At 65.9% G+C, this 15,797-nt stretch carries 24 protein-coding genes; 17 read left to right on the forward strand and 7 right to left on the reverse strand.

The features are described from left to right. Positions 1-56 precede the first annotated feature (56 nt). The 7 genes from NATPE_RS13960 to NATPE_RS13990 all read left to right on the forward strand — a co-directional run bounded on the left by NATPE_RS13960 (position 57) and on the right by NATPE_RS13990 (position 2,367). Positions 57-263, forward strand: coding sequence for a hypothetical protein (locus NATPE_RS13960; RefSeq protein ID WP_006181149.1), 207 nt, complete (start codon positions 57-59; stop codon positions 261-263). A 75-nt stretch (positions 264-338) separates the two neighbouring features. Continuing rightward, the gene (locus NATPE_RS13965) at positions 339-605 is read left to right on the forward strand and encodes an eL43 family ribosomal protein (RefSeq protein ID WP_006181150.1); all 267 of its coding nucleotides are present in this window, start codon (positions 339-341) and stop codon (positions 603-605) included. Positions 606-622: 17 nt separating this feature from the next. After that, positions 623-757, forward strand: a complete 135-nt coding sequence (locus tag NATPE_RS13970) for a DNA-directed RNA polymerase subunit P (RefSeq protein ID WP_006181151.1) — start codon at positions 623-625, stop codon at positions 755-757. 1 nt (position 758) lies between these two features. Further along, a complete protein-coding gene (locus NATPE_RS13975; RefSeq protein WP_006181152.1) occupies positions 759-1,025 on the forward strand; it encodes a KEOPS complex subunit Pcc1 in 267 nt (88 codons plus the stop codon). A 60-nt stretch (positions 1,026-1,085) separates the two neighbouring features. Continuing rightward, the gene (locus NATPE_RS13980; RefSeq protein WP_006181153.1) at positions 1,086-1,634 is read left to right on the forward strand and encodes a DUF2243 domain-containing protein; all 549 of its coding nucleotides are present in this window, start codon (positions 1,086-1,088) and stop codon (positions 1,632-1,634) included. Positions 1,635-1,719: 85 nt separating this feature from the next. Then, positions 1,720-2,112 (forward strand): prefoldin subunit beta, encoded by a 393-nt coding sequence (locus NATPE_RS13985; RefSeq protein WP_015299147.1) that lies wholly within the window; start codon positions 1,720-1,722, stop codon positions 2,110-2,112. After that, complete coding sequence (locus NATPE_RS13990) at positions 2,113-2,367, forward strand: hypothetical protein (RefSeq protein WP_006181155.1); 255 nt, start codon at positions 2,113-2,115, stop codon at positions 2,365-2,367. A gap of 39 nt (positions 2,368-2,406) precedes the next feature. Here the strand turns inward: NATPE_RS13990 and NATPE_RS13995 are convergent, their stop codons facing one another. From NATPE_RS13995 to NATPE_RS14010, 4 genes are all read right to left on the reverse strand, one after another. After that, positions 2,407-2,847 (reverse strand): hypothetical protein, encoded by a 441-nt coding sequence (locus tag NATPE_RS13995; RefSeq protein ID WP_015299148.1) that lies wholly within the window; start codon positions 2,845-2,847, stop codon positions 2,407-2,409. A gap of 79 nt (positions 2,848-2,926) precedes the next feature. Then, a complete protein-coding gene (locus NATPE_RS14000) occupies positions 2,927-5,254 on the reverse strand; it encodes an LUD domain-containing protein (RefSeq protein WP_006181157.1) in 2,328 nt (775 codons plus the stop codon). A gap of 1 nt (position 5,255) precedes the next feature. Next, positions 5,256-5,762: an LUD domain-containing protein gene (locus NATPE_RS14005; RefSeq protein ID WP_049804891.1), complete on the reverse strand. Its 507-nt coding sequence runs from the start codon at positions 5,760-5,762 to the stop codon at positions 5,256-5,258. 573 nt (positions 5,763-6,335) lie between these two features. Then, a complete protein-coding gene (locus tag NATPE_RS14010; RefSeq protein ID WP_006181159.1) occupies positions 6,336-6,890 on the reverse strand; it encodes a GMP synthase subunit A in 555 nt (184 codons plus the stop codon). A gap of 146 nt (positions 6,891-7,036) precedes the next feature. Between NATPE_RS14010 and NATPE_RS14015 the strand changes: the two genes are divergently transcribed. The 4 genes from NATPE_RS14015 to NATPE_RS14025 all read left to right on the forward strand — a co-directional run bounded on the left by NATPE_RS14015 (position 7,037) and on the right by NATPE_RS14025 (position 8,337). After that, a complete protein-coding gene (locus NATPE_RS14015; RefSeq protein WP_015299149.1) occupies positions 7,037-7,258 on the forward strand; it encodes a hypothetical protein in 222 nt (73 codons plus the stop codon). Positions 7,259-7,337: 79 nt separating this feature from the next. Continuing rightward, entirely contained in the window at positions 7,338-7,475 is a 138-nt protein-coding gene (locus NATPE_RS22750) for a hypothetical protein (protein WP_006181161.1), read from the forward strand. Positions 7,476-7,649: 174 nt separating this feature from the next. After that, positions 7,650-8,060 (forward strand): DUF7541 family protein, encoded by a 411-nt coding sequence (locus NATPE_RS14020; RefSeq protein WP_006181163.1) that lies wholly within the window; start codon positions 7,650-7,652, stop codon positions 8,058-8,060. 28 nt (positions 8,061-8,088) lie between these two features. After that, entirely contained in the window at positions 8,089-8,337 is a 249-nt protein-coding gene (locus NATPE_RS14025; protein WP_006181165.1) for a DUF6684 family protein, read from the forward strand. Position 8,338: 1 nt separating this feature from the next. Here NATPE_RS14025 and NATPE_RS22755 read toward each other — a convergent pair whose 3' ends face one another. The 3 genes from NATPE_RS22755 to NATPE_RS14035 all read right to left on the reverse strand — a co-directional run bounded on the left by NATPE_RS22755 (position 8,339) and on the right by NATPE_RS14035 (position 9,571). After that, positions 8,339-8,476: a hypothetical protein gene (locus NATPE_RS22755; protein ID WP_006181166.1), complete on the reverse strand. Its 138-nt coding sequence runs from the start codon at positions 8,474-8,476 to the stop codon at positions 8,339-8,341. Between the two features lie 100 nt (positions 8,477-8,576). Continuing rightward, positions 8,577-8,771: a methylmalonyl-CoA mutase family protein gene (locus NATPE_RS14030; protein WP_006181167.1), complete on the reverse strand. Its 195-nt coding sequence runs from the start codon at positions 8,769-8,771 to the stop codon at positions 8,577-8,579. Between the two features lie 59 nt (positions 8,772-8,830). Further along, positions 8,831-9,571 (reverse strand): SDR family oxidoreductase, encoded by a 741-nt coding sequence (locus NATPE_RS14035; protein ID WP_006181168.1) that lies wholly within the window; start codon positions 9,569-9,571, stop codon positions 8,831-8,833. A 268-nt stretch (positions 9,572-9,839) separates the two neighbouring features. On the opposite strand from NATPE_RS14035, the gene NATPE_RS14040 reads away from it, so the two are divergent. The 6 genes from NATPE_RS14040 to NATPE_RS14065 all read left to right on the forward strand — a co-directional run bounded on the left by NATPE_RS14040 (position 9,840) and on the right by NATPE_RS14065 (position 15,792). Further along, positions 9,840-10,805 (forward strand): MBL fold metallo-hydrolase, encoded by a 966-nt coding sequence (locus NATPE_RS14040; RefSeq protein WP_006181170.1) that lies wholly within the window; start codon positions 9,840-9,842, stop codon positions 10,803-10,805. Positions 10,806-11,017: 212 nt separating this feature from the next. Continuing rightward, the gene (locus tag NATPE_RS14045; protein ID WP_015299151.1) at positions 11,018-12,358 is read left to right on the forward strand and encodes an ABC transporter substrate-binding protein; all 1,341 of its coding nucleotides are present in this window, start codon (positions 11,018-11,020) and stop codon (positions 12,356-12,358) included. Positions 12,359-12,364: 6 nt separating this feature from the next. Continuing rightward, a complete protein-coding gene (locus NATPE_RS14050) occupies positions 12,365-13,264 on the forward strand; it encodes a branched-chain amino acid ABC transporter permease (RefSeq protein ID WP_006181172.1) in 900 nt (299 codons plus the stop codon). Next, positions 13,257-14,348, forward strand: a complete 1,092-nt coding sequence (locus NATPE_RS14055) for a branched-chain amino acid ABC transporter permease (protein ID WP_015299152.1) — start codon at positions 13,257-13,259, stop codon at positions 14,346-14,348. The genes NATPE_RS14050 and NATPE_RS14055 overlap by 8 nt, the downstream gene beginning before the upstream one ends. Further along, the gene (locus NATPE_RS14060) at positions 14,345-15,073 is read left to right on the forward strand and encodes an ABC transporter ATP-binding protein (protein WP_006181174.1); all 729 of its coding nucleotides are present in this window, start codon (positions 14,345-14,347) and stop codon (positions 15,071-15,073) included. The genes NATPE_RS14055 and NATPE_RS14060 overlap by 4 nt, the downstream gene beginning before the upstream one ends. After that, a complete protein-coding gene (locus NATPE_RS14065) occupies positions 15,073-15,792 on the forward strand; it encodes an ABC transporter ATP-binding protein (protein ID WP_006181176.1) in 720 nt (239 codons plus the stop codon). Before NATPE_RS14060 ends, NATPE_RS14065 begins: the two co-directional genes overlap by 1 nt. Positions 15,793-15,797 lie beyond the last annotated feature (5 nt).

Here is a 15,797-nt window from a genome sequence, read left to right on the forward strand (position 1 = left end):
AGTTCCTGCTGGTTGTCCGAGCCTTAATGGGCCCGGTGTAATTAGATATAATTAGCATGCTCGAGCGACCGGACGCGGTACTGACGCTGATCCCCCTGCTGGCAGTCAGCGGCCTCGGGATTCGGACGCTACTTGCGGCCCCGACCGTCGGGACGGGGCTGGTCACTGCACCGCTTGCCGTGGCCGGCTACCTCGCCGCGCTCGCCGTCGTCTTTCTGGAACTGCTCGCGTGGCCGGTCGCCGAACGGGTCGGCGGCTCGTGATCGCCGACACGGGGAGTTCAGGGATCGGTGCGACTCAACAGGTTTAAGAATCCGCTGCCGATAGTGACGGTCACTATGGCCAAGAAAGGAAGCGTCGGTAGCGCCGGCCGCTTCGGTGCCCGCTACGGTCGCGTCGCGCGACGCCGCGTCAGCGAGATCGAAGACGACATGGAAAACGCCGAGGTCGACGGCGACGACGTCACCCGCGTTGGGACCGGCATCTGGAAGAACGAGGAGACCGGCAAGGTCTTTACCGGCGGTGCCTACCGCCCCGAGACCCCCGCCGGCCGCACCGCCCAGCGCTCGATCCGCGCTGCCCTCGCAGAGGACGACGACGAATAACTCCCTTCGATCCCAGTATGAGCTACAAATGTTCCCGCTGTAAACGCGACGTCCAACTCGACGAGTACGGCGGCGTCCGCTGTCCCTACTGCGGCCACCGCGTCCTCCTGAAGGAACGCAGCCGCGACGTCAAGGAAGTCGACGTTCAGTAACGTGGCCGCCCACGAGGCGACCCTCGAGTTCGACTACGACCGGCCGTCGCGGGCCGCGCTCGTCGCCGAATCGGTCGCCCGCGAGATCGGCGAGATCGACGACGACCGCTCGCGGACGACCCTCGAACGGACGGACTCGCGCGTTCTCGTCGAGATCGACGCGGACGACGTCATCGCCCTTCGTGCGGCGTTGAACACCTGGTTCTCGCTGATCGACGTCGCGGAACGGACAGCCGACGTCGGCGAGACGGCACTCGAGTCCCGATAGTTCCACCTCCCCTGTACCGGCAGGCAGCGGGGTCTTCGTTCCCGTCACCGAACCCGACCTATGGCCGACCGGAACGGAACGTGGCTCGGGCTCGACGCCGCCGCCAAGCCGCTGGTGATCGCCGGGCTCGCACTCGGCATCGGGCTGGGCGGGTTTTTCGACGGTATCGTCTTTCACCAGATCCTCCAGATCCACAACATGCTCTCGTCGTATCCGGACGCGAGCGTCGCGACTGATCTGGAACTCAACGTGATGGCCGACGGGATCTTCCACCTCGCGACCTACACCTTCACGATCATGGGCGTGGTCCTCCTGTTTCGCGCATGGCGGTTGCCATCGGTACCCGGGTCCGGACGAACGCTGCTCGGTGCGTCGATCATGGGCTGGGGCGCGTTCAACGTCGTCGAGGGACTCGTCGACCACCAGCTGCTGGGGCTCCACCACGTCTGGCCCGCCGGCCCCGGCCCGCTCCTGCTGTGGGACATGCTCTTCCTGCTGTGGGGGCTACTCTTCCTGGGCGGCGGCTACCTCGTGATCCGAACCGACGGTGTGGCCGCGGCGACGGCCGGCGACGAGGCGGTCGCGGCCGATGGACGCGGCCCGGAGTAACGCGGGCCAAGCGGGCGTCGACCGGTTGCGATCGGACCGGAAGACAAAGCTGGTCTTTATCAGTCCGGAGGGCGACGGTCGAGACATGCAAGGAAATCTGCCTCCTGAAGCCCAGGAGAAAATCGAGCAGCTCCAGGACCTGCAGGAGACGGCACAGGAAGTCGCCGTCCAGAAGCAGGAAGCCGAATCGAACCTTACCGAAGCCAAGAACGCCCTCGACGAACTCGAGAACATCGACGAAGGGACGACGATGTACCGAAACGTCGGCGAACTCCTCGTCGAGACCGACTACGAGCAGGCCGAGGAGGACCTCGACGAGAAGGTCGACTCGCTCGAGATCCGCCTCGAGACCCTCGAGAAGCAGGAAGAGCGCGTACAGGACCAGTTCGAGAGCCTGCAGGAGGAACTCGAGGACATGCTCGGCGGCATGGGCGGCGGACCGGCCGGCCCCGGCGGCCCGGGCGCTGGCGGCGCGTAAATGTCACCTGACGAGCCGTCCGACGAGACCGTCGTTCGGACGGCCGCCGACGCCGCGGAGGGCGTCATCTTTTCACAGTACAAACAGTCCGACGTGCGCGATTACGACGTCACCGTCGTCTTCGAGGACGGCGTCTTGGAAGTCGACGTCTACCTCAACGCGCCGGAGGGCGAGGACGAGCCCGACCCCGAGCAGGTCGCCGACGACGCCGCGCTCACCGCGCGACAGGCCGTCGACGACCTGTTCGAAGCGTAGCGGCCCGGTTCGGCGGTCGGGATCGCCCCTTCTCTCGACTCATCGGTCCAGATAGCCGCCGCCGACGAACGCGAGTCCAACGGCACCGATCAACAGCACCACGCTTGCGACGGACCCCGAGAGGGGACCGATGGAGTCACCGACGTACCCGACCGCGACGAGCGCCCCTACGGCGGTGGCTGGGATCAGGTGTGCCACCAGTTGCTGTTCGAAGGCTCTGAGCCGCCAGTAGAGCATCTCGAGGCTCGAGGCGACGGTCGCCCCGAGCGGCCGGTTCCCGTCGGGGTTGTCGGCCGGTTCGAACGCCTCGAGATCGCTTTCCTCGACGGTGACGATTTCGCCGGTGTTGACCCGCCGGCCGTCGGCGTCACCGACCCGGAGCAGGGTCACGGCGTCGCCCGTCCCGACGGCGCGGTAGATTCCGCCCGGATAGTCGCCGTCGGTCGGCCGGACGTGATCGCGCATGGAAAGTGACTGCATACCGGTACGGCGTCACCGGAACTACGTAATACTGGAGGCTCGACCGCGAGCGACGGTCGGCACCGAGGCCGAGCGCCCGCTACGTCCGCCGGCCGTCGGGAGCGAGCAACTCGATCGGATGCGGAACCGACCGCTCGAGCAGCGCCTCGAGCTGGTCGCCACACGACGTGCCGGACGCGACGACGGTCTCGGCGTCCTCGACCTGCGTCGCCAGCCGTTCGCCGACGTCCACGCTGAGTTCGTAGTACTCCCGCTTGTAGCCGAAGGAGCCGGCCATTCCGCAGCACTCGGCGTCGGAGGTCGTGGGCGCGTACCCACACTGCTCGAGGACGGCCACAGTGGGTGCCTCGAGGGCGAGGGTCCGCTGCTGGCAGTGGGAGTGGTAGGCGATCGGCTCGGCCCCGTCGCCGGTCGACAGCGCCGAGGGGGCGGCCCCGTTCTCGAGCAGGCCGTAGACGTACTCGCAGATCTCGTAGCTGTTCTCGCGGAGCCGCTCGAAGGAGGCCTCGGGGAGCAGGCGCTCGTACTCGCGGTGCATGGCCGCCAGGTCCGACGGCTCGACGACGACCACGTCCCGGCCGGCATCAAGGTCCTCGGCCACGGCGGCGTAGAGCCGGCTGGCCTGCTCGTCCGCCGTCGCGATCATCCCCTGTGAGAGCGCGGCCCGCCCGCTCTCGGGCAGGTCCGGCACGCGGACCGGGACCCCCAGCGCCTCGAGGGTTTCGACCGCGGCCTTCCCGCGCTCGACGTCGACGTAGTTCGTGTAGACGTCGGGGTACAGAACGACCTCGCGCTCGAGGTCGGTCCCGCCGCTCCGAGCGGCGGCTTGGTCCGCCCGTCGGCTCGAGGCGGCGACGCCACCCCGGTCCTCGAACCAGTCGACAAGAGATTCCCGCTGGAAGGTCGGCAGATCGCGCCGGCGGTCGATCCCGAGGGTTCGCTCGAGCGCCGCGCGGACGGGACCGGCGTCGGCGAGCCAGTTCGAGACGGGTGCAGTCGCGCTGGCGGCCTTCGCGACGGTGCCGATGTTGCCGAAGAAGCGCTTGCCGGGATCGAGCCCGCCCGACTCCGCGTCGGGGGTGAGGCCGTCGACGAGGAAATCGTAGGACTCGGGCTCGCTGCTGCGGTTCACGCGATCCCGGACAACGGTGTTGATCCACGGGATGTCGATCTTCACCGGGCAGGCGTCGACGCAGTTCGTACAGCCGGTACAGAGGTCGTTGAACTCCGCCGCCGACTCCTGGCCGTGGACGCCGGCCTCCCAGCCGGTGGCGATCCCGCCCGAGTAGGTCTCGCCGCCGAAGCCGTGGCCGCCGACGGACTGGAAGTTGGCACACGAGTTCGAGCAGGCCCCACAGCGGATGCAGTACAGCGTCTCCCGGAGCTGATCGTCCTCGCGCATGTCCATGCGGCCGTTGTCCAGCAGGACGAGGTGGAAGTCCCGGTCCGGATCGCCGGTTCCATCGGTCGCTCCCGTGCCATCCACTCCATCCGCCCCGTCGCCCATGATCGGCTCGTCCGGCGAGTCGAAATCCAGCGTCGGCGAGTCCGTCGGCGGCGACAGCATCGTCACGTACTGGGAGATCGGCTGGCCCGTCGCGCTCTTGGCGATGATGTCGACGAACGGCTCGAGGTCCGACAGCGTCGGGATCAGTTTCTCCACGCCGGCGACCGCGACGTGGGTGTCGGGCGTGACCGCACACTTGCGGGCGTTGCCCTCGTTGGTCACGAGCGCGATCGTCCCGCTGTCGGCGACGACGAAGTTCGCGCCGGTGATCCCCACGTCGGCCTCGGTGATGATCTCGCCGAGGTGGTCCCGGGCGAACCGCGTGAGTTCCTCGGCGGTCTCGAAGGGCTCGTCGGGGTCGAACCGCTCGTTGAACAGTTCGGCGATCTCCGCGCGGGAGATGTGCATCGCCGGGCCGACGATGTGGGAGGGGGTATCGTCCGCGACTTGGAGAACCCACTCGCCGAGGTCGGTCTCCGTGACGTCGATCCCCTCGGCCGCGAGCGCGTCGTTGAGGTCGATCTCCTCGGTCGTCATCGATTTCGATTTGACGACCGACGGCGTGTCGGTCTCCCCGGCCACCCCGTTTTCCTCGGTCCGGTTCTCGACCACGTCGGCCACGTAGGCGTTCGCGTCCGCGGCGTCGTCGGCCACGTAGACGGTGCCGCCGTTCGCCTCGACGGCCTCGCGGACCGTCTCGATCAGGTCCGGCAGCCGGTCGATGGCGTCCTCCTTGATCGCCCTGGCCTCGGTTCGCAGTGCCTCGATGTCGTCGGTCGCCTCGTAGGCCGCACCGCGGCGCTCGTTCGAGTGACTGGCCTGTGCGTGGATAGCTTCGCCCTCGGTCTCGAGCAAGTGGCGGATGCGATCGGCCGTCCCCGCGCGGGATCGTTGTGCCATCTTATCGGTCCTCCAAGACGATCACGTCGACATCGCCGGGGCCGTGGACCCCGTGGACGAGGTCGCCCATGTCGGCGGTCGCGCTCCGGCCGGTCGCGAAGACGACGCTGTCCCGGCCCGCGTCGAACCCCTCCGCGAGCCGCTCGAAGCCGGCGCTCAGATCGGGGACGACGTCGCTCTCGGCGACGACGGCCACGTGGCGGTCCGGGTAGAGGCTGATCGGCTCCGCCCCGTCGGCCGTCGACTCGACCGCGACGGTACCGTACTCCGCGACGGCGAACCCGACCGGCGTGACGCCGGTCCGGGCCGCCTCGAGTTCTCCCGCCGTCGGCTCGGTCGTCACGCCCTCGGGGAGCGAGACGCCCTCGAACGGCAGTGACGCGCCGACTGCCGGCTCTTCGACGATCCGTTCGATCCGCTCGCTCGCGTCGGCGGCCGACACGCGCTCGAGTCCCACCTCGAGTCCCTCGAGTGCGCGTTCGAACCGACCGACAGTGTCGACTGTCATCGTCTCCCACATCCGGGCGGACCGGCAAGAGCGTGACGGTCGGGTCGGGACCGACTGACGGAGAGCCCTCGATCGACCGGCGATCTCGTAGCCTTCGGACTCCTATAGTAGCCACTGAAAGTCATTGCACACCTGATCGTACGACAGCATTGCGATCAGTGTGTGAATCGTTTCAGTGGCTACTATAGCCGCGGCGTTGAACCGGTCGATCGCCTCCTAACTGAACTCCTCGGCCAGGAACTCCCCGTGGGCCTCGATCATCCGCTCAACGACGGGGCCCTCACTCGCCTCGGCGTTGACGTCGACCCGCTGGAACACGTCCTCGAGGCGCTCGGTGGTGCTGTGTCTCCTCGCGGCATTCGGCGAAGCTCGAGACGAGTTCCTCGCCCGAGGCCCTCGGGAGTGTCGACGAATCGTAGTTCGGTGTAATATACCTGCCTCAGGCCATCTATGAAGAACTGTTCGGTCGAGACGATCGTCATAGCACTCGCCGGAGAGGACAGCTTCTATTTGACAAACGACGAGCGTGCAACGAAAACGATGGAGTCGCCGATCGAGAGGGGCCGACGACGCCTACTGCGACTCGCAGATCGCCAGGAAGTTCTCGAAGATCTCCTCGCCCTCTTCGGTGTGGGCGACCTCCGGATGCCACTGGACGCCGTAGAGGTCGCGGTCGGTGTCGCTCATCGCCTCGACGTCACAGACGTCGCTTTGGCCGGTCAGTTCGAACCCTTCGGGCAGTTCCGTGACCTCGTCGGCGTGGCTCGCCCAGACGCGGGTCTCGGGGTGTAGCGAGCCCGTCAGCGGGTCGTCGTCGTCGACGATGTCGACGGTCACGTCCGCATAGCCGCCGTATTCCCCGCTTCCGACGCTGCCGCCCAGTTCCGCGGCGATCAGTTGCATCCCCAGACAGATGCCGAGTACCGGCACGTCCGCCTCGAGGTAGTCGGCGGACTTCCCGATCCGGTCCATGTCCGGGCCACCCGAGAGGACGACGCCGTCGGCGTCGACCTCCTCGGGCGGCGTGTCGTTGTCTACGATCTCCGTGTCGACGCCGAGGTCGCGAAGCGCCCGGCCCTCGAGGTGGGTGAACTGTCCGTGGTTGTCCACCACGACGATCTTCGTCATTGGGTGTCTGTAGCGGACGGGCCGATAAAAGCAGTCCGGAACGCGCTCTCGCGAGTCCTCGCGCCGACAGACTGGGTCTTATAAAGCGGCCACGGGTGGAGGTGAACGCGTTTCCGAACGCCGCCACCACGTGTTTCGAAGACAGCATGAGCCGACGGCGAACACACGCAGGCGACGTGCGATGGGGCTGGACCTGTCCCCGCTGCGGGACGGACGTCTCGGTTCGGAGAGATCCCGACTCCGACACCTTCCGCTGGGAGTGCGATGCCGACCACTGCGTGGCGGTCGGCTTCGGCTTTACCTCCCGGCGCAGGGCCCGACTCGCACTCCGAGAGTACCGCGAACGGTATCAAAACATCTACCGCTGAGCCGATCCCGCGGCGGGATCGCACCGCTCGAGTTGCGCGTTCCGGTACGTTTATGCGTTCGTCACCGGATGCCAACGGTATGGCAGTCGATCTCGGTCAATTCGATCATCCGTCGTGGCTTACCGTGGCAGGAACCGGCCTCGGGTACGCGCTGATCCTCGCAGTACTGACGCTGACCATGTTCATCGTCCCGTGGCTCGTCTTCTCGGCGCTGTAGGCGACGGCCCTCGATGTCAGTCGGCACCGTCCCACCGTGAGGAACTCCTGTGCCACTCGCGGCGACGAACGAGTTCCGGACAGTCGCTCGCGTCCTCTCGGATCCGTTCTCACGACAGTCACGGCCGCTGAGGGGTAGGGCCAGATACTACTCCCTCGACGTGGACGGTCGCCTGTGAGCGACCACACGCAGCGAATCGAGCCCGAGCGGGCCGACGGGACGAGTCCATGGCCGGTCCTCGTGGCCCTCGGCCTCGCCGGCTCCGAGGTCGGCATCGTCGTCGGCCTCGGTCCCGTCGCCGTCGCCGGTCTCGTCGTGTTCGCCGCCAGCATCGCCGGGATCCTGGCCGATGCCGGCTACGTCGCTCGGCTGCTTCCGTTCGCGGCCAAAACGGGCGCGGCGTTCGTGGCCGTCGGCGCGGTACTTACCGCCCACGGAACCGGAACGGTGCCGATCGCACCCCTCGAGCCACTCTCCGGGCTCGCGAGTCGCGGCGCGGCGCTGGTCGTCGCCGGATTCGTGACGATCGGCGGTGCGGGGCTGCTGTTGACGCGGCGACCGGCGGACGAACGCCCAGATCGATAACCACACAACCCACTCGAGGACCAAGACAATGAGCAGACGCGCCTTCGACGCCGAAGTCACGCTCGACCTCGCGGTCAACCTGCTGCCGTTCCTGATCATGGCGTTTTTCGTCGGCGTCTTTGCCGTCTTCAACCCGTGGGGGGTCGATCCGCTCCAGTCGGCGCTCCAGTTTTCGATCCTGTTCGCGACGATGGGGATGCTCGCGGTCGCGACCTATCTGGCCGCGCGGGTGATCGAAACCGACGATCGGACCCGCCACGACACGAGCGACACCTGACTCAGTTGATCACCAACACGAACCCGGTGATCGCCATCAGGACGGCGATGCCGACCAGCAAAAGGAGAAACAGCTCCTTCTCCGCGAGTCGGCCGCGAGCGTCCCGAGTGGTCCCGTCGTCGATCTCGTTCGGAGACATTCTCACGACGGCTACACCGCGGCCCCAAAAGAGCGTTTCCCGGGCCGGTGTAATCGTCCCCGCCGTCACCGGTCGCGGTCGGGGCCGGTTTTGTACCCCCTCAAGCCAGCCCGATCTCCTCGCTGTAGGCACCGTACCGCTCCTCGAAGACGCCCATGATCTCGCCCAGCGTCGCGTCGGCCTTCACCGCGTCGACGATGTACGGCATCGCGTTCGCGCCGCGCTCGCAGGCCTCGTCGAGCGCCTCGAGATCCTCGTCGTCGTACCTGCTCGTGATATTTGCCGCCAGCGTCAATGAACGGTCGGGGGTGATGGATCTGCTTCGAACGCCACCGTTCGGGCTCGACGGCGAGGTCAAGCGTGTCGGTGACCGTGTCGGGCCGTAAGGATGTCGTCGGCCCAGTCGACGTCGACGCGGTGGTGTGGTGTGCCCGAGAGTCCGTCGCGGCTGACGATCTCGAACGTCCGGTTCCGTGCGTCGGGGGTAAACGGTGCGGCCGCCATGATCCGTGCGACGTCCGCCCGGGGGATCGAGCCGGTGACGGAGTCCCCGCCCTGGCCGACGACGACGTCGCCGCTTGGCGGATCGTCCGTGAGTCGTCCCGGGCGCACGATCGTGTACCCCAGTCCGGATCGGCGCAACGTGGTCTCGGCGTCCCGTTTGGCCCGGAGTGAACTCCGGAGCAAGAGCCGAGCCGGGAGCGACAGCCCCGCCTTCGAGTCGCCGACGCCGATCGCGCTCTGGAAGACGAAGTACGAAACGTCCGCGGCGACGGCGGCAGTGATGAGGTTGATGACGCCGGTCCGATCGACCAGTTTAGTGCCGATCGTGTGACGCAGGCCCGGCGGCGTCCCGAGCGCACAGCAGACGAGGTCACAGTCCTCGACGGCCGCGACAGCGTCGCCCGAGTCGAAGAAGTCGGCGACGATCACCTCGTCGGCCCCGTGGCGCTCGAGCGTGTCGACGTTCCCGTAGGAGCGCGTCGTCGCGCGGACCGTGAGATCGGTCGGTCGGAGGACGGATAGCAGTTCCTCGCCGGTGGCCCCGCTGGCACCGGCGACGAGGACGCGGTCGAGTGGGTGGGAGTCGGTCATCGAATCAGGTACTGGATCGACACGGAAAACCCTCAGCAGCGGTCGGTGGGCATGACAGTCTCCGCCGAGTGCGAGACGCCGGGCGATGCCACGACCGGAACCGAACGCGTCGTTCGCCGGTGAGGACAGGTCACGAACTTCGCAGTCGGGATGGTCGGCCGGACCGAATCCCGATCCGGCTCGAGTCGGTCGACCGATCGTCTTGCCGTCGTAGTCCCCCGATCCGTTACCGCGCCAATTATTAACTGGGGACATGTTGATAGCCGACATGGATCGAATTTCGCTCGGCAACGACGAGTTCGAGGGTCGGAACAACGCCTACGTTCTCGCCGACGACGCCGCGGGCGAACTCGCGCTCGTCGATACGGGGATCGCGGTCGATCCGGTCCGAACGGACCTCCGTGACGGGCTGGCCGACCGCGGCTACGAGATTGCCGATATCGACGACATCGTCCTCACGCACTTCCACGCCGACCACGCCGGACTGGCCGGCGAGATTCAGGCCGAAAGCGGGGCCACCGTCTACGTCCACGAGGCCGACGCCCCGCTCGTCGCCGGGGCGGAAGACGCCGTCGCGGCCGTCGAGGATCGCCGTCGCGAACTGCTCGCGGAGTGGGGCGTCCCCGAGGACGCCCGGCGGGAACTGCGTACCTTCTTCGAGTCGGCCGAGATCGAGGGGCCGCCGGCCGAGCCGACGCCCATCGAGGACGGCGAGGTCCTCGCGGTCGGCGGCCACCGTCTCGAGACGGTCCACGCGCCGGGCCACGCGGCGGGCCTGTGCTGTTTCGAGATCGACGACGGGGACGAGGCGTTCGTCGGCGACGCCTTGCTACCAGTGTACACCCCGAACGTCGGCGGCGCGGACGTCCGGGTCGAGCGCCCCCTCGCAAAGTACGTCGACACGCTGGAACGACTCGCCGACCGCGACTACGACCGGGCCTGGCCCGGCCACCGCGACCCCATCGACGACCCGACTGCCCGCGCCGAGACGATCCTCGAGCATCACCGCGAGCGGGCGGCAACGATCGTCGAGTTGCTGGCCGACCATGGGCCGGCCGATGCCTGGACGATCAGTGCCCACCTGTTCGGCGACCTCGAGGGAATCCACATCGTCCACGGTCCCGGCGAGGCCTACGCCCACCTCGATCACCTCCGCCACGAGGGCTTTGTCACGGCCGATGGCGGCACGTATCGCCTCGAGCGGGAACCGAACGCTACGGAACGGATCGTTTGAGCCGCTGACTGACGGCGTCCGAAGTCACAAACACCACACGTATTCACTGTTCTCAAGAGCCGCTCGAGAGCGTCTGAGCCGAAGTATTGTCGGTGCCGTAGTAAGAAACTCCATATTAGTGTATTGTTCACAAGATCCTTGCTAACTTCCCTCACCTTTATTACGGGTGACTCGAAACTGGTGGGTGAGAATCGGTAACTCAGTGACACACAATGGTTAACGAAGATAACGATACGATCGATTCAGGTGGGATTGGTAACGGTAGTGTCGGACGGCGGACGTTTTTGGGGGCTGCAGGTGCCGGTGCGGTGACGACGGCGCTGGCCGGCTGTCTCGGCGGCGTCGACGGTGGCGGTAGCGATGATGGCGTCTTCAAAATTGGGCATCTGGCACCGACCGCGAACCCGAACGGCATCGGTTCGGAGCGAAGCGCCGAACTCGCCGTCGGCGAGATCGAGGACGACGGTGTCCTCGATCAGGAGGTCGAACTCATCGCCGAGGACACGCAGGGCGATACGAGTGAAGCGACATCCGAGGTCGAGCGGATGATCGAGCAGGAGAACATCGACCTGCTCGTCGGGACCTTCGCCAGCGAAGTGACCCAGTCGATCGCCGACTACGTCGGCGAGCGCAACGTACCGTTCCTCATCTCCGGATCGGCCGATCCGGACACGATCACGGAAAACCACGGCGAGGACTACGACACGTTCAAGAACATCTTCCGCGTCGGACCGCTGAACTCCGAACTGCAGGTCGAAGGGTTCGGCGACTACGCCGAGTACCTCAACGAACGACACGGCTGGACCGACTTCGCGGTCCTCCCCGAGGACGCGGCGTGGACGACGTCGTTCCAGGACGGCATCGCCGATGAATTCGAGGATCGCGGCTTCAACGTCGTCTACGAGAACACCTCGAGTACGGAGACCGAGGACTACACGCCCTTCTTCAACGATATCGAGGAGGCCGGTGCCGACGCGCTGTTCCGCTTCTTCGCTCACTCCGGACAGGGCCCGGACGTCGGGGCGTGGAGTCAGGGCGAGTACGAGTTCGCCCTCGAGGGAACGCACGTCGCTTCGATGTCGCCCGAATTCTATGGATTGACCGAAGGGGCTTCCCTGTACGAGTCGACAAACCAGTCCGGGGCCGGCGGTATCACCGACCTGTCCGACAAAACGGGGCCGTTCGTCGAGGCCTACGAGGAGGAGTACGCCGACGACGATGCGCCGAGCAAACCCATGTACATGGGGTTCAACACCTACGACGCGATCCACCTCTACAAGGAGGCCGCCGAAGAGGCGGGGACGGTCAACTACGGCGAAGACCTCGATACGATCGTCGACACGCTTCAGGGAATGTCCTACACCGGTACCGCCGGAAAGATCGAGTTCTTCGGCGAGGACGAGGCGTACCCGAACGACCTCAAGCCGACTCGGGACGACAGCGGGAAGATCGAGAACTTCCCGATCACGCAGTGGCAGGGAGACGGAACTGTCGAATGTGTCTACCCCAGCGCCGATCAAACCGCCGACCACGTCGCGCCCGAGTGGATGTAAGAAGACATGCTCGATTCTATCATTACCGTCCTCCTTCTCGGAGCGACGATGAGCGCCATCTACGCGCTGATCGCCCTCGGGTTCACGATGGTGTTCGGCGTCGGCGGGGTGTTGAACCTCGCCCACGGCGGCCTGATCATGGTCGGCGCGTACGCGTACCTGGTCACTACCCGATCGGGCGCGCTCGACTGGCTTCCCGGGGCGGGCCCGGAAGTTGCGAGTCTGCTCGTCGCGGCACTCGTCGCTGCACTCGTCTCGTACGTGTTGTACGCCGGACTCGTCCGCTATATCGAGGAGAACGTCGTTATCACGTTCCTTGCGACGGTCGTCGTCGCACTCTTGCTCACGGAGATCGCGCTCTACCAGTTCGGTAGCCAGCCGAACACGCTCCGTGCGATCTGGGGCGGTGCGACGAACCTCGAGAGCGTCGGAACCCGCGTGCTGCACATGCACGTCCTCGGGTTCGTCGTCTCCTGGGTAATCATCGGCGGGCTCTGGTACTACGTGAAACGGACCGATGAGGGACGGTCGATCCTCGCGGCGTCGATGAGCGAACGCGGCGCGGAGCTGACCGGCGTCAGCCTCCGGAAAGTCAAGTCCCGAACGTGGCTGATCGCCGGCGCGTTCGCCGGTGTCGCCGGGGTCTTCCTCGGCGCGACGACGCAGCCGGCGTCGCCGAACATGTGGCTTAACCCGCTAGCGCTCGCGTTCATCATCGTCGTCATCGGCGGTATCGGCAGCATCAAGGGATCGGTCGTCGCGGCGTACCTCATCGGGTACCTCGAAGCGTTTACGATCGAAGTGATCGGCGCGAGCTACCAGGGGATCTTCTCGCTGGTGGTTCTGGTCGCCGTCCTACTGGTCTTACCTGAAGGCCTCTACGGGAGGGAGTTCGTCCATGAGTAGCGAAACCGATAGTTCAACTACGATCACTGGAGAGTCGTCGGGGAGAGTCGTCGATCGCCTGCGCCCCGTCACGGGACCGGTCGACAGCGCGCTTTCACCGCTTTCGAGCACGTATAACCGCTTCCTCGGACCACACTTCGGCAAGATGAACGGGCTCCAGCTCGCGCTCGTGGTCGTCTCGCTGGTCTCGCTGGTGACCGCGCCGTTCTGGTCGAACTTCATCATTGTCCAGACGTTTACTCTCGCCTCGATCTGGGCGATCTTCGCGATGAGCTGGGACATTCAGAGCGGCTACACCGGCTACATCAGCTTCGGCCATTCGGCGCTCTCCGGCGCGGCGGCGTACACGACCGCAATGTTGCTCTACAACGTCGGTGACCTGCCGTTCATGGCCACGGCACCGGTTTCGGTACTCGTGACCTTAGTCGTCGGCCTCGCGATCGCGCTGCCGTCGCTGCGGCTGAGCGGGCCGTACTTCTCGCTGATCACGTTCGTTGCGGTCCTGATCTTCTATCGGCTCATCCGACCGTTCAGCGATTACACCGGCGGCGAGACGGGACTCCAGTCGGTGGAGGTGTTCACCTACGATCCCATCCCGAGGTTCTATTACATGGTGATCCCGATGCTCGTCATCGCGGTCGCCCTGCTGTTCATCGCCCGGTCGAACATCGGACTCGTGTTCACGGCGATCCGCGAGAACGAAAGCGCCGTCGAGGCGGCCGGGCTGAACGCGACGAAGTTCAAGCTCTGGTCGTTCGTCATCAGCGCGATCCCGATGGGGATCGGCGGCGTATTGCTCGCCCACTACTCCGGCGGCGTCGACCCGAACGCATTCGTCGTCGTCGACAACAGCATCGAGATGATCGCGATGGCGGTCGTCGGCGGCATGAGTTCGATTCTCGGACCGCTCGGCGGCGCGTTCCTGTTCCTGAGTCTGGACCGGATCATCCTGACCGAGTTGCCGACGAGGCTGCGCTGGATCCTCATCTGGGTCTTCGTGCTGTTGGTCCTCGTGTTCGCCCGTGACGGCCTGTTGCGCAAACTGTGGCACGGGCTCGATCGACTCGGGGGTGATCGCCGATGAGCGTCCTCGAGGTCGACGGGCTGACCAAGAAGTTCGGCGGACTCGTCGCCGTCGACGACTTCTCGTTCGAGGTCGGCGAGGGCGAGATCGTCGGCCTGATCGGGCCGAACGGCTCGGGCAAGTCCACGGTGTTCAACTGCATCATGGGCATCTACGGCGTCACCGACGGCGCGATCCGGTTCAACGGAACCGACATCACCGACGATTCGACCCACGAGGTCGTCAACAAGGGGCTCTCGCGAGTCTCCCAGGAGTCGAACCCGATCGACTCGATGTCGGTCGCGGGGAACATCAAGCTGTTCACGCTCCCGAACAGCATCGTCTCGCTTCGCGGCGGTGCCAGCGAGGAGGAGATCTACGACTACGCCGCCCGCATCGACATCGAGGAGCATCTCCACGAGATGCCCGACGAGTTGCCCCATGCGGACGTCCGCCGGCTCGAGATCGCCAAGTCGCTGGCGACCGAGCCCGAGATGATGCTGCTCGACGAGCCGTTTGCGGGGATGAACCAGGCCGAGATCACCGAACTGGCCGAGCAGATCGAGCGGTTCCGCGAGCAAGGAATGTCGATGGTCGTCGTCGACCACAACATGGGCGGTCTGATGGATCTGGTCGATCGGATCGTCGTCCTCAACAACGGCGACTTCCTCGCGGAGGGCACGCCGGAGGAAATCGCCGAGAACGAGCAAGTCCAGGAGGCGTACCTCGCTGGGGAGGGACTCTAATGTCCAATACGCTACTCGAGATCCAAGACCTCAACGTCTACTACGGCAAGTCACACGCGCTGAAGGGCGTCTCGCTGTCGATCCAGGAAGGCGAAATCTATGGCGTCATCGGCCCCAACGGGGCCGGGAAGACGACGATGCTGAACGCCGTCGCCGGCTTCCTCGACTACGAGGGATCGATCAGCTACGCCGGTCGCGATCTCGCGGGACAGCCGTCCCAGGAGATCGTCGAGTCCGGGCTCATCTACTGCACCGAGGACCGGGATCTGTTCCCGTACTTCTCGGTCCACGAGAACCTGCTGATGGGCGCGCAGTTCCGCGACGACAAGGCGGCGGTACAGGACGATCTCGACATGGTCTACGACCTGTTCCCGCGGCTGGACGAACGCCGCGAACAGGAGGCCGAAACCATGAGCGGCGGCGAACAGCAGATGCTCGCCGTCGGCCGCGCGCTGATGAGCGACCCCGACATGCTGATGTTGGACGAGCCGACGCTCGGACTCGCGCCGGTCATCATCGAGGACATCGGTGAGGCCCTCGAGACGCTCCAGCAAGAGGAGGGGCTGACCATCCTGCTGGCCGAGCAGAACTCGACGTTCGCGCTGAATCACGCGGACCGGCTCTCGCTGATCGAGACCGGCGAGATCGAACTGTCGGGCCCGCACGACGAGTTTACGGACAACGACTACGTCCGCGAGGCGTACGTCGGCGTCCACTGACCGGC

Source organism: Natrinema pellirubrum DSM 15624 (assembly GCF_000230735.2).
Lineage (GTDB): Archaea > Halobacteriota > Halobacteria > Halobacteriales > Natrialbaceae > Natrinema > Natrinema pellirubrum.